Raw genomic sequence first — 13,008 nt, 5'->3', positions numbered from 1 at the left:
TGACGATGCAGGCAGCGACCATCCAGTCCAGCCAACAAGCCGGCGCAGAAAAGCGCTCCGTGGCTGTTGTGTCCATGCTCGCGGCCACCGCCATGACGCTGCTTAAGCTGGTTGCAGGAGTCCTCACCGGCAGCCTCGGCATGCTCTCCGACGCAGCGCATTCGGGCATCGACCTCATCGGAGCTGGCCTGACATTTCTCTCCGTCCGCGTGTCCGACAGGCCCGCAGATGAAAACCATCCCTACGGCCACGGCAAGATCGAAAACGTATCGGCATTTGTCGAAACGTTTCTGATGCTGTCCTCGAGCCTGTGGATCACCTATGAAGCCGTCAGCCGCATCTTCTTCCACTCCGTTGCAATTCGCTACTCCTTCTGGCCCTTGCTGGTGCTGGCAATTTCCATCGCCGTCGATTTCTGGCGCTCGCGGCAGCTGATGGCTGTGGCAAACAAGCATGGCAGCCAGGCGCTTGAGGCGGATGCGCTGCACTTCTCTTCCGATATCTGGTCAAGCGTCGCCGTCTTTATAGGACTCGCAGCCTCATGGCTCGGTGCGCACCTCGGGATTCCCTGGCTGCGCCTGGCCGATGCAATTGCCGCCATCTGCGTCTCGCTGATGATCCTTTACTTCTGCGTGAAGCTCGCCCGCCGCACCGTGGCCGAGCTGGTAGACTCGATCCCTCCCGAAACGCGCCGGCATGTGCTCTACGAACTGCGCCACACCGACGGAGTTCTATCCGTAGACAGCGCGCGCATGCGGCGCTCCGGTAATTCCTATTTTGCTGATTTCACGCTCTCGCTCTCACGCCAGCTGACTTTCCAGCGAACCGAGCAGCTGGTGAAAGATGCGACAGCAGCAGTACGGCGCGTGCTGCCTGACGCCGACGTCGTCATCCATACTGTGCCGCGTCCGGGGATAGCGGAAAGTATCTTCGACAAGGTTCGTGCAGTCGCGGCCCGCAACAACGTCGTCCTGCATGACGTCAGCATTCAATCCGTCGACGGAAAGCTCCGCGTCGAACAGCACATTGAAGTTGCCGAGAAGATGATGCTGCGCGAAGCGCATCAATTTGTCCGCCGCATTGAAGACGAGATCCGCCGGGAGCTGCCGCAGGTGGAACACGTTCTGACACACATTGAGAGCGAGCCCGCCACCATTGAACAAACAGAAATCGTTGCCAGCGACCGCATCCTCGAAGAGTGCCTGCGCCACGCTGCCTCGCAGATTCCCGAAATCATCGACATCCACGAAGTCCTCGTCGGGCGCATTGGCGATAAGATTCAGGTCTCATGCCATTGCACACTGCCCGACGAAATGGACATGCAGCAGGTGCACGAGGTCATCACCGCGCTCGAAGATCGCTTCAAAATCGAGTGCCCTGAAGTGCACCGCGTTTTGATCCATCCCGAGCCAGCTTCTGATAATCAACACTATTGAGGAAAAGAGAAAATGATTGCACGCGCAGAATGGAAACAGGAAATGCAGTTTGACGGCCACTCGGAGAGCGGCCACACCATCCGCTTCGACGCCGACGCGGCGCACACCACAGGTCCCAGCCCAATGGAAGCCGTGTTGACCGCGCTCTGCGGCTGCACGTCTGTCGATGTCGTCAGCATCCTGCAGAAGAAGCGCGAGCCCTTTACCAGCCTGGTTGTCTCTGCGGAAGCGCAGCAGGCGGCGGAGGCCCCGCGCGTCTTCACGCACATCAAACTGGTGTATCGCGTCGGCGGCAAGGTCTCAAAGAAAGCGATGGAAGATGCCGTCGCGCTTTCAAAAAATAAGTACTGCTCTGTTTCCAAGATGCTGGAAAAAAGCGCCACCATTGAATTCCTGATCGAGTATGCCGACGGAGAGCCTGCCGCATGATCAGTTTCTTCCGGCTCGCGCTGGTGGTCCTGCTGCTATGTGTCGTCGCGCTGCTCTCAGCGATCACGACCATGCATTTTGCCATTCACGGCGCAGAAGTTTCAGTCCCCGACTTCCGTGGCCTCGGCGCCGCCGACGCTACGCGCAAGGCTGCGTCTCTCGACCTCAACCTCACCGTGGACAACCGTTTCTACAGCGCAGAGATGCCTGAAGGACGCGTGCTCACGCAGTCGCCTGCGCCGGGCACAACAGTCCGCCGCGAGTGGCATGTGCGCGTGACCGAGAGCCTTGGCCCGCAGCGCATCCCCATTCCAAATGTAATTGGCCAGCAGGAGCGCGCAGCGACCATCGAGATGCGTCGTGCGGGGCTCGACCTCGGCAATGTTGCGCACATGTCTTATCCCGGTGCTCAGGTTGACAGCGTGATCGCGCAGAATCCTGCACCGGATGCCGAAGGTGTGGAGCGCCCCAGTCTCAGCTTGCTGGTTGCGGATGGTCAGTCCGCAGACGCCAAAGGGATCGTGATGCCGGATCTGACCGGCCAGCTGATCTCCGTCGCATCGTCAGCAATCACGCGCGCCGGACTGAAGCTCGCCCCGACCATTGAAGTGCCGGCCAGCATACCGGCTATACCTCCTGCAGGATCAGCGCAAGCTCCTGCAGCACCAGTACCAGCAGGCAGCGTCATTGCACAGAACCCAGCCGCCGGACATTACGTGGACGCGAACATCCCTATCCAGCTCACCGTGGTTCGCTAAGCGTACTTCACCAGCAACGCCGCAAAGAAGCCATCGCAGGCATGGACGCCGGGAATAGTACGCAGGCAGCCATTCACAACTGCAGTCTTGGATAGTCGTTCTGAAGCACCCGGCTGTGGAATGCCGTCCCGATCGAGCCTGTTGATTTCTTCCTCGATCGAAGTCTTCCTGAATTCACGGTTGTCATCCAGGCACTGGCGCACGACCGCTTCGTTTTCCTCAGGTTCGAGTGAGCAGGTCGAATAAAGCAGACGCCCGCCGCTTTTCACGCCACGCATCAAGGCTGACAGAATTCTGACCTGACGCTCTTGCTGCCTCTTTATTTCCTCTTCTGTCAGCCGATGGCAAATCTCCGGATTGCGCGCCAGCGTTCCGGTACCGCTGCAAGGCGCATCACACAGAATCAGGTCAAACTCCGGCTGCAGTTTCATATTTGCCACATCTGCAGTTACATATTTCACGCGAGCCATGTATGTCTGGCCTCGGAACAGATCTTGCATCTCGTCCAGGCGCCGTTTGCCGATATCACACGCCGTAATGTCAGCCTCCGGATTGCGTTCCGCAAGGATCGCCGTCTTTCCTCCGGGAGCAGCGCAGGCATCAAGGATTTTTCTCCCTACCCCAGCAAGCTCGGCGACAAGCTGCGAACCCTCATCCTGAATCCTGACATGACCATTCCCGAATGCCTTTGTCGACGAAACATTGCCGTTCACAATGCGGCGGACATTCGCGAGAAAACTCCCCGGAGCCAGTTCGATCCCCTCTCGCAGCAGTTCCTGTTCGGCATCAGATGCCAGCAATCGAACATGGACAGGCGCGGGCTGCTGGTCATACTCGCAGATCGCTTCTGCATACTCCGCACCGAAGTTTCTTACCCAGCGCTCGACCAGCCACTGCGGATGCGCTGCTTTTGAAGAATTTGTAACTGTATTCGTATCTTTTGCCTGCGCAGCGATTTTCCGCAATACCGCATTCACCATGCCTGCCGCGAAGCGATTGCCAGCGCTTTTCGCCAGCTCAACGCTCTCACCAATCGCGGCGTAGGCAGGAACGCGATCAAGATAGAGCAGCTGAAACGCTCCCAGGCGCAGCGCCACGCGTACTGCCGGATCGATCTGCGCCTTAGGTCTTGTTAGGAACGAAGCAATGCGCACATCAAGCGCAATCTGCCAACGCAACGTGCCCATGACAAGATTCGTTGCAAGATTGCGATCTGGCGCAGAGAGCCGATCCACTGACGGCTGATGCAGAAGCTCATCGCTCCTCCCCGCGTCGCGCTCAATAGCAAGCAGAATCTCAAAGGCGCGAGCGCGGGCTGGAGCAACATTCTTCATCCCAGCTTGTTGCCGTCCTTCAGCTGATACCCGTGCAGAAAATCTGCCGCAGCCATGCGCTTCTTGCCTTCAGGCTGGACTTCCAGAAGCTCAAGGCGCGTGTCGCCGCCGCAATCAACAAACAGTCGCGCGCGATCGATGTGCACCTGGCCGGGAATACTCTCTTCGCCGCGCAGTTCCATTGGCATCATTCGGTGAAATACAAGTTTCTTCCCGCGAAACTGCGTGTAAATGCCAGGCCATGGCTGGAAGCCGCGCCAGCGGTTGTAGGTCTCCATCGCGGTGCGATGGAAATCGATCAGACCGTCTTCGCGTTTCAGAATCGGAGCGAGCGTAGCCTTGGCATCATCCTGTTTCTTCGGAGTGATGTTACCTGCAGCAAGCCCTTCGAGCGTCTCCGCCATCAGAGCTGCTCCCATCTCGGCCAGCAACGGAAAAACATCCTCTGCCGTTTGATCTGGAGCGAGAGGCATCTCGCGCTGCATCAGCATGTCGCCAGTGTCCAGGCCTTCGTCAATGCGCATCGTGGTCGCGCCCGTGACCGGTTCTCCGTTCGCAATGGCCCACTGGATCGGCGCCGCACCGCGATACTTCGGGAGCAGCGAAGCATGCAGATTCAGGTTGCCATGATACGGCAGATCGAGCATCCACTTCGGAATGATGCGGCCATAGGCAACGACGATGATGGCCTCCGGCGCAATTGCTTCCAGCTGCGCGCGGAACTCCACATTGTTCTTGATCTTCTCCGGCTGCGTGACTTGGAGACCGGCCTCGATGGCCGCCTGCTTTACCGGAGGCGCCACCAGCTGCATGCCCCGCCCCTGAGGGCGATCCGGCTGAGTAACCACAAGGCGAATATCATGCCCAGCGCGCAACAGAGTCTTGAGAGTTGGAACAGCGAATTGTGGCGTGCCGCAGAATACAAGGCGCATGGCAGCCTACCATTCGCCGGCGCGCTGCATCTTGCGGATCTTGCGCAGAAGCAGGTCGCGCTTGAGCGCACTGACGCGGAAAATGAAGAGAATACCGTCAAGGTGGTCGATCTCGTGCTGCATGGCGCGGGCCAGAAGCTCTTCGCCGTCGATCTCGAACCACTTGCCTTCGACATCCTGCGCGCGCACCGTCACCTTCGCTGCACGCGAGACCTTCTCGCGTATTTCCGGCAGGCTCAGGCAGCCCTCTTCTTCGTACTGCTTGCCTTCCTTGAGGATGATCTCCGGATTGATGAGGACGATTTTTTCCTTGGGGTCTTTCTGGAAGCTCAGGTCGATAATAGTAACCCGCCTGGGGTCGCCGATCTGCGGCGCGGCCAGCCCTATTCCCTGCGCAGCATACATCGACTCGAACATATCGTCGACCAGCGCGCGGAGCTCATCGTTGAACTCGGCAACGGGCTCAGTGGGACGCTGCAGGATCGGGTCTGGATATTTGACGATTTCTCGAATCATTCTTCTGTTAGTAAGCGCGAATCTGCTCTATGTAACTATCATAGTTACGTTTCAGCTCGCGCAGTGAATCGCCCCCGAATTTTTCGAGCACCAGCCGTCCAAACGCCAGCGCTACCATCGCCTCAGCAGCAACGCCGGCAGCCGGAACAACGCAAACATCGCTGCGTTCATAAGCCGCCTTCGTAACTTCGCGCGTGTCGAAGCGCACGGATTGCAATGGACGACGAAGGGTGGAAATCGGCTTCAGATATCCGCGCACGATAATGTCTTCGCCGTTCGAGATGCCGCCTTCAAGTCCGCCGGCGTTGTTGTGATCGCGGGTGAAGCGGGTCTTCGCGCCATTTTGCGGTTCGCTTGCGTAGCCGATAGCATCGTGCACCTCTGTGCCGAACGATTCAGCCGCAGTAACACCGCGGCCGATTTCGACAGCCTTGACCGCCTGCAAGGACATCACGGCCTGCGCCAGAATGCCGTCCAGACGCTCATCCCAGTTGGTGTGCGTGCCAATGCCGGCAGGTGCGCCATGAATCACAACTTCAAAGACGCCGCCGACAGTATCGCCCGTGCGCAAAACCTTATCGACCTCTTCCTTCATGCGCGCTTCAGCTTCCGCATCAACGCATGCAAGCAGCACTTCATCTTTCTCGCGCAGGGCTGCGATCTCTTCCCACACGCCATCGCGCTCAAGCTCCGCGTGCCCTACACGGATAACGTGGCTGGCAACATCCATCCCCAACGAACGAAGCAGCAGCTTCGCCAGCGCTCCGGCAGCTACACGCGCCGTAGACTCGCGCGCCGAAGCGCGTTCAAGGATGTACCGTGCATCAGGAAAATCGTATTTCAGCGCGCCTGCAAGATCAGCATGTCCAGGCCGCGGCGAAGCAACAGCCTTGTGCTTCGACGGATCACCGGTCTCTACCGGCAGCACATCGATCCAATTCTTCCAGTCGCGATTTTCAATCTCCATTGCAACAGGCGAACCGATCGTCTTGCCGTGGCGTACTCCAGAGAGAATATGCGCTGTGTCCTGCTCAATGCGCATGCGTCCGCCGCGGCCATAGCCCTGCTGGCGGCGCCATAGCTCGCGGTTGATAAAATTCTGGTCGACTTCAATGCCGGCTGGAAGCCCGGAAACCAGGGCAATAAGACTCTCGCCGTGCGACTCACCTGCAGTAGAAAAACGTAACATTTGCGTACGATGCCAATTATGATTGTAGCGCAGCAAGTGAACGGATGCAGGGTACGCGAAGTTCTGCTGAGGTATGCAGAACAAATCTTTCACCACAGAGATCACAGAGGCCGCAGAGCCCCGTAAGTCTCTGTGTTCTCCATGCTCTCTGTGGTGCAATCCTTTCTTAGTACTTATTCAGAGGCTCACTCCCTAGTCAGCCACGCATACTGCGCGTCATTCAGCGGAACAACCGAAAGCCGTCCCTGCCGCACCAGCGGCGAATCCGCAAAGAGGTCGTGAGCTTTGATGTCAGCGAGTGTCCGCGGCGTTTTCACTGCTTTTTCCACCTTGATGCGGACAACCGGCGCTTTAGGATTGTCAGGATCGACCGAAACTACCTTCGCCGTACCAACAGCGGTGCGCTCATCGCCCGTGTGGTAGATCACCAGATTCTCGCCAGGCTTCATGCCGCGCAGGTACTTGAGCGCCACAGGATTGCTCACACCATCCCACACCGTCTCTCCATCGCGTTCGAGATCGCTAAAGGAATAGCTTTCCGGTTCCGTCTTGAGCAGGTAGTGCATCGGTCTCCTCCACTGGCGCGGGTTCTGGCTCCGGCTGCTTCTCTGTCTGATTCTGGTTCAGATACGGTCCGGTGTTCAGCAGCGGGCGCTCCATGGCGCGCACCCATTCTGTCATCTGTCCGGGCTCGCGGCCAAGTGCTTCGGCGCGCGCAAATTCGCTGCGCATGGTCTGCATCTTGGCGTCGAGATCGTCGAGATAATGCAGCATCACAGCTTCGGGAATCATGGGCAGCTTGGGCGAGCCGAACTCGTACCTGCCGTGATGACTCAGCACGATGTGCTCCACCAGCAGGCGCAGAGGCTCAGGAAAATCAGGCAAAGCAGCAAGCTTCTGCTCGATCATGCGGATGCCGATGGTGATGTGGCCGACAAGCTGGCCTTCGAGCGTGTAATCGAAGCTCGTGCCCCAGCGCAGCTCATGCAGTTTGCCAATGTCATGCAGCAGGACTCCAACCAGGAGCAGGTCGCGGTTGATCTCTGTGTAATGCCGCGCCGCAAGATCGGCAATGCCCATCAGCGAGACGATGTGCTCCAGCAGGCCGCCGATCCATGCATGATGCATGCTCTTGGCCGCCGGAGCAGCCTTCAACGCTGCGGCAATCTCCCGATCATCAAGAAACGCGTGCGCCAGCGCATACAGGTGCGGATTGGTAAAGCCGGCAATGTAGCTGTTCAGCTCCGCCCAGAGCTCGTCAATGTTGCGCGAGGTCTTGGGAACAAAATCTCCGAGATCATATTTCCCAGGGTCCCTCTGCTCATCGGCCTTGCGGATTTTATCGATGTTGATCTGGAGCTTGTCCTGGTAGCGGCTGACCTGGCCCTGCACCTTCACCACATCGCCGGATGCAAAATCGCCCGCCTCATCCGTTTCCCACATGCGGCATTCGATCTGGCCGGTCTGGTCGCAAAGTGAGACGGCGAAGTAGAGCGCGCCGTCTTTTCTCGAGCGCACCTGCTTCGCCGCAACTGCAAAATAGCCGGTGATGACCTGGTTCTCAAATCTGGCCAGGTCCTGAACGAACAGTTCCTTCATAGCGCCGCCCGTTACTGCTGTGACGGCGGGTTGGTTGGCTGTGCAGGAGCATTCGGCTGTTGCTGCTGGTCAGCCGTCTTCTCTTTGGCCTTGTCAGAAAGCCGCGTCTTCTCCGTGGGCTTTTCCTTCTTCGGCTTCGACGTATCGCCATTCAGGCCCAGAGGAGCCTGCTGCGCCTGCCGCGTCGCCACCTCATCCTGAGTCTCAGGAGAAGGAGCAAAAGGATCGCTCTTATCCTTCGCCTTCTTGTCCTTCGGCAGCTTAGCGCGAGCGGCAAAGCGAGTCTTCTCCTTTTTCTCTTCTTCCTGCTGGCCGGTCACCGTTCCGTCTGGTCCTACCACCTGCATGTTCTGCGGAGCATTATTGTTATTGTTCGAGGCCACCTGTGTATTGGCGCCGGCGTCTTCATTCTTCGTCGGCGAATACGGCAGCGTTTCGCGAGGAGCCTGGCCAAAGCGGATCTTTTCCTTCTTGCCCGGCTTCTCTACACCCGCAGTGCTGGCAGTCTGATTCGTATTGGCATTAGTCGGAGCGGGCGCTGGCTGAGCAGTCTGGCCAGCCGCAGCCGTCTCGGCATTCGCCGGCGCAGCGGTTCCCGTCTCAGTCTTCGCCGTCCTCGCTCCCGGAGCATCCGCAAGCGACGGAGTGCCCGCCGGCGCAGCAGGAGCAGCGGGTGCTCCCGCAGTCTCAGTCGCAGGCTTCGCCTTCACGCTCTTCTGGCGGAAGCGCGTCCGCTCCACATGCTTTTTCTTTCCTGAGGGCGGAACATAAGCGCTATAGACCGGCCGGACTTCATTGGGGCTGGCACCGGAATCCTCATAGCCGTTTTTGATCTCGATGTAGCCGTCTTCGCGCAATTTCGTGAGATATTTGCGCAGTTCGGGACCCATCTTTGCGCCGTAGAGCGCGTCTTCTACCTGCGGCTCTACGTCCTTCAGGGCCTGCACTCCGCCGGCAGTATGTCCAGTAACCTTGAGGATGACGAAACCCTGCTTGGTGCGGATGGGCTGCGTATATTCGCCTGGCTTCAGATCAAAGGTCGAGTCTTCCAAAACCTTGGCCAGCTGCCCGCGCTTGAATTCGCCCAGTTCACCGCCTTGCGCCGCAGTCGGCCCACCGGAATCGGCCTTTGCCACTTCAGCAAAATCAGAACCTGACTTCAGCTTGGCGGCAGCATCATCAGCCTTCTTCTGCGCAGCTTCTACCTGCGCCGCATCGTCCGGGTTTGCCGTAGGAATCAGGATCTCGCTCAGGTGCACCGATTCGGGGCTGTCGAAATCCGACTTGTGATCGTCATAATACTTCTGCACATCAGCCTGGCTGAGCGAAAGGTGCCGGCTCACCTGGTCGCGAATCACCAGCGAAGAAACAATGCCTTCACGGATGTGCTGCTTGAAGTCCTCATAAGAGACACCCTGCGACTCGGCCGCCTTCTGCAGGTCTTCCATGCTGTCCAGATGGTTCTGCTTGCGGATTTCGTCCAGGCGCTTGACAGTTTCGGCCTCGCCCGTGATGCCCAGTTCCTTGCCCTTCGAAAGCAGCAGCTGCTGGTCAATCAGGTCGCGCAGCAGAGTATGCTTCTGCTCATACAGCTGTTGCTGCGACCACCCCTGCTGACGCCCCTGCGCTTCCAGTTCCTGCTCGGCGCGCTCATAGTCCGATTTGCTGATGACCTGGTCATTGATGCGCGCAACGATTTCCTCGACCACGGTGCCCTGGTAGGGCGACTCCTGCGCCGGTGTCTGCTGCGCGCCGGCCGGTTTAGCCGAGGTCTGGGCGAACGATGGAACTGCCAGGAATGCGATGCCCGCTACGAGCGCGGCTGAGAGCGGTAAGGGTCGGTAAGTCATGGTTGTACGTCTCGATTCAGCGCATGCCGCGATTTCAGGGTATTGCTTCTTAAACTGTCGGATTGCGCTTCCCAACATTCTAAACACTCTACGCGGATGAAAGCCAATTCGGAATACGCGCGGAGCAGATACCTGATTGGACCGCCCGCATGGCCTTTTGGTTGGCACGCCATTTGCCCAGACGTCCCGCGAATGTCATCCTATAAAGAATGAAGAAACAACAACTCATATGCGTGATCGCGGGAGTGCTGCTCGTCTGTTCCGCGGCGGTCAAAGCGCAGGAAATGGGATACTGGCGCGCGCAGAGTTCCACAGCGCAGTCGGTTACAGGCGATGTGGCCATGTCGGACACAAAGCTGCTCATCAATAACTTCTACAGTTTCCCCATCGTCCGCGCGCGCGATCTCGCGCCGGCCGAGGTAAGCGCAGTCTTCGATGCTGACAGCAACTCCGGTGCCAAGGGCCACCTCTACAAACTGAGCATTCCTGCTGCAAAGAAGCTCCAGCACAAGAACACCTTGTGCGGCTCAGAAGATACCGAGTGGATGGCGACCTACGTGGATGGCCGCACCTTGAATCTGGCTTTCTTTTCCGGACAGAAGCCCCCGACCTTCACCGTGGACTCCATTTCGAACTCCACGAGCCTGTGCGGCATATACAGCTATGCCCGCTGACAGGCGGCTGTAGTAAATCCCTACAGGGTGTACGAATAGGTTTTAGAAATTGTCGATCATCCAGGCGTTATTGTCGCCGGGCACCACTGCTCCAACAATCCCGTGGCGTCCATCGGGCGACTGAACCAAATACTCAAATAAGGTATTCGCGGTCCCTTCCAGAACAACCGCCGCCTTCCCAGCTCGATTCACCTCCAGAATGACAGGCGTTCCTGTCGGAGTAACGCTCGGAACCAGGAGGCCCTTACCGTCTGCGGTCCAGTCGCCGGAAGGAATCAGCCAGTCATTCAGCGTGATGGTCTTTTCTTCCCTGGCGACTCCGTTCTCAACGGCAAAAAACCGGATGCTATGACGGCTATCAGGAAAATCTGCAAGCGTTCTGCCATCTGGAGAAAGGCTCCAATTACGACGCCCGCCACTGCTTCTCAGAAGTTCTCGCCCGATTCCGCGCTCGGGGTCGAAGGAAACAAAAATAATGAGGTCATCTCCCTGCGCTTTGTCAAAAATGCACAATGTCGAGGGCTGACGTGCGCACTGGTCATTCCCAAGCCCCACATCTCGTACCACTAGCTGAGGCGGGCCTCCGGCGACCGGCAATCGCATCAGGGATTCAGGAACAGAGGGGTCTGCCGGATCAGCTTGCGATCGGTAAAGCACCTGCCGGCCATCGGCACTTAATCGTGGAAGAAATATGCTGTGCCCTTCGACCAGAACATCCGCTGTAGTTTCATCGATCGCCTGCTTAAAGAGAGTCCATGTTCCATTCCGGTTGGAAACGAACAGGACCGTCTTGCTGTCAGGCAGCCAGGCCGTAGCTTGATTGCCGTTCGCGTCTAATGTGAAGCGAGTGGGAGTTTTCCACTTCCGCGTATTGGCGTCAAATTCAGAGATAAATGCCTGCTCATGGGAGCTCGTTCTCCACAGCACAAGCCTCTTCCCGTCCGAGGTCGCGCTTATGCCTCCGATTGTCCCCGCGCCAGTAGTTACGACTTCCGGCGGTCCAGCTGCTTTCCCGGTGCGTTCGTCCATGCGAATCGAGCGCATATCCTCATTGTCGCGTTCACTCGCCGGGTTTGCCCGGGTAGCAAATAGAATGCGCCCGTCTGGTGCCCAGGAGAGTCCCGGCCCCAGCCAGCTGTCTTTAAGAATCACCTGAAGATCTCTTCCCTCCGCATCGCGCGTCCATAGGGAGGAAAGTCCTGTGGCTGGAGAAAGGTCAGCAAATCCATAGCGCTCAATACAGGCAATCCGTCTGCTGTTCGGCGACCAGGCCGGCGGCAGCATCCGGCTCGAGTAGCTGGGGTCTGCACGTTGGCCGGCCTCGGCTATCTTGTGGGGATTGGAACCATCTGCATTCACAACCCAGAGTTCACGTCCCCAGGCGGGAAAATGGAAATCCAGGAAAGCAATTTTCATCCCATCCGGAGAAACTTTCCCTGCTGCTGCATCATCGACGAGCTTTCGCGGAGCGCCGCCCAGCAGCGAAAGCTTCCACAGGCTGGCTTTTTGCGGCATTCCTTCCAGCCGTGTCACCAGGAGATGCGTGCCGTCCGGAAACCAGCTGTTGGGATGAGCAATGAAATCCTTCGGCAGGTCCCAGCGGCGCGTTTCCCCGCTGGCAATCACGCGCAGATATAGCCCGCCTGGGTCAGAGTAGGCAACATATTTGCCATCCGGTGAAACAACCGCATATTCCACCGGAGCCTCGGGCGAGTTGGATGTGACTCGCTGCTCGACCGCCGGATGTCTCGATGCTTCGTGCCTGGTCCTGCTTCCCGATAGAAACACTGCGATAGAAATGCCGATCACCAATACGAATCCAGCAAAAAGAAATGGGATTAGTTTTGAGCGGCGGCGAGTACCTGCCGTCTGTACCTCTTTTCGTGCTGATTGCGGTGACGTTGTCGGGGCAGGTACGACTTCTCCCACAATCTCAACCGGCGCAATGAACCGGTAGCCTCGCGTCGGTACAGTTTCAATCACCCGGGAATCCCGGCTGCTGTCGCCCAGTTCCCGTCTCAGGATGCCGATCGTCCGCGTGAGTGTGTTCTCTTCAACAAAAGTGTCGGGCCAGACGGATTCCAGCAGCTCCTGCTTGTCCACCAGGTGCCCGGCGCGGTTCACCAGCAGCGTGAGCACGCGCAGGGCCTTGGGCTCCAGTGCGACGCGCTGGCCCCTGCGGCTGAGGCAGAAATCCGCCTCATTCAGCTCGAATTCGAGGAACCGGTAGCTTGACATAGCTGTCACAGCCCTCAGAAAAACCTCACAAAAACCTGCTTTGAAAACAATGA

Annotated in this window: 12 protein-coding genes; 4 read left to right on the top strand and 8 right to left on the bottom strand. The window is 58.1% G+C overall.

The features are described from left to right. Positions 1–5: 5 nt before the first annotated feature. The 3 genes from AC5S16_RS20175 to AC5S16_RS20165 are packed head-to-tail and all read left to right on the top strand — an operon-like array spanning position 6 to position 2,623. Positions 6–1,436: a cation-efflux pump gene (locus AC5S16_RS20175; protein ID WP_493931915.1), complete on the top strand. Its 1,431-nt coding sequence runs from the start codon at positions 6–8 to the stop codon at positions 1,434–1,436. A 12-nt stretch (positions 1,437–1,448) separates the two neighbouring features. After that, a complete protein-coding gene (locus AC5S16_RS20170; RefSeq protein ID WP_493931914.1) occupies positions 1,449–1,865 on the top strand; it encodes an OsmC family protein in 417 nt (138 codons plus the stop codon). Beyond that, entirely contained in the window at positions 1,862–2,623 is a 762-nt protein-coding gene (locus AC5S16_RS20165) for a PASTA domain-containing protein (RefSeq protein WP_493931913.1), read from the top strand. Before AC5S16_RS20170 ends, AC5S16_RS20165 begins: the two co-directional genes overlap by 4 nt. Here the strand turns inward: AC5S16_RS20165 and rsmB are convergent. The 7 genes from rsmB to AC5S16_RS20130 all read right to left on the bottom strand — a co-directional run bounded on the left by rsmB (position 2,620) and on the right by AC5S16_RS20130 (position 10,043). Continuing rightward, complete coding sequence (rsmB, locus tag AC5S16_RS20160) at positions 2,620–3,957, bottom strand: 16S rRNA (cytosine(967)-C(5))-methyltransferase RsmB (RefSeq protein ID WP_493931912.1); 1,338 nt, start codon at positions 3,955–3,957, stop codon at positions 2,620–2,622. The genes AC5S16_RS20165 and rsmB overlap by 4 nt on opposite strands. Beyond that, positions 3,954–4,889 (bottom strand): methionyl-tRNA formyltransferase, encoded by a 936-nt coding sequence (fmt, locus tag AC5S16_RS20155; protein ID WP_493931911.1) that lies wholly within the window; start codon positions 4,887–4,889, stop codon positions 3,954–3,956. Before fmt ends, rsmB begins: the two co-directional genes overlap by 4 nt. A gap of 6 nt (positions 4,890–4,895) precedes the next feature. Beyond that, complete coding sequence (gene def, locus AC5S16_RS20150; RefSeq protein ID WP_493931910.1) at positions 4,896–5,405, bottom strand: peptide deformylase; 510 nt, start codon at positions 5,403–5,405, stop codon at positions 4,896–4,898. A 7-nt stretch (positions 5,406–5,412) separates the two neighbouring features. Then, complete coding sequence (aroC, locus tag AC5S16_RS20145) at positions 5,413–6,594, bottom strand: chorismate synthase (RefSeq protein ID WP_493931909.1); 1,182 nt, start codon at positions 6,592–6,594, stop codon at positions 5,413–5,415. A gap of 185 nt (positions 6,595–6,779) precedes the next feature. Beyond that, positions 6,780–7,160 carry an EVE domain-containing protein gene (locus tag AC5S16_RS20140; protein ID WP_493931908.1) on the bottom strand — a complete coding sequence of 127 codons (381 nt, stop codon included), beginning with the start codon at positions 7,158–7,160 and terminating at the stop codon, positions 6,780–6,782. Beyond that, positions 7,117–8,193 carry a 3'-5' exoribonuclease YhaM family protein gene (locus tag AC5S16_RS20135; RefSeq protein WP_493931907.1) on the bottom strand — a complete coding sequence of 359 codons (1,077 nt, stop codon included), beginning with the start codon at positions 8,191–8,193 and terminating at the stop codon, positions 7,117–7,119. Before AC5S16_RS20135 ends, AC5S16_RS20140 begins: the two co-directional genes overlap by 44 nt. Before the next feature lie 11 nt (positions 8,194–8,204). Beyond that, positions 8,205–10,043: a peptidylprolyl isomerase gene (locus AC5S16_RS20130; RefSeq protein WP_493931906.1), complete on the bottom strand. Its 1,839-nt coding sequence runs from the start codon at positions 10,041–10,043 to the stop codon at positions 8,205–8,207. 209 nt (positions 10,044–10,252) lie between these two features. Here AC5S16_RS20130 and AC5S16_RS20125 point away from each other — a divergent pair, with 209 nt between their 5' ends. Then, a complete protein-coding gene (locus AC5S16_RS20125) occupies positions 10,253–10,717 on the top strand; it encodes a hypothetical protein (RefSeq protein ID WP_493931905.1) in 465 nt (154 codons plus the stop codon). 42 nt (positions 10,718–10,759) lie between these two features. On the opposite strand, the gene AC5S16_RS20120 is transcribed toward AC5S16_RS20125, so the two are convergent. After that, on the bottom strand, positions 10,760–12,955 hold the full coding sequence (locus AC5S16_RS20120) for a winged helix-turn-helix domain-containing protein (protein WP_493931904.1): 2,196 nt from the start codon (positions 12,953–12,955) through the stop codon (positions 10,760–10,762). Positions 12,956–13,008 lie beyond the last annotated feature (53 nt).

This window comes from Acidobacterium sp. FHG110202_01, assembly GCF_059115305.1.
Note: the sequence above shows the minus strand (reverse complement) of the source record. Positions and strands in the feature narration are given on the sequence as shown.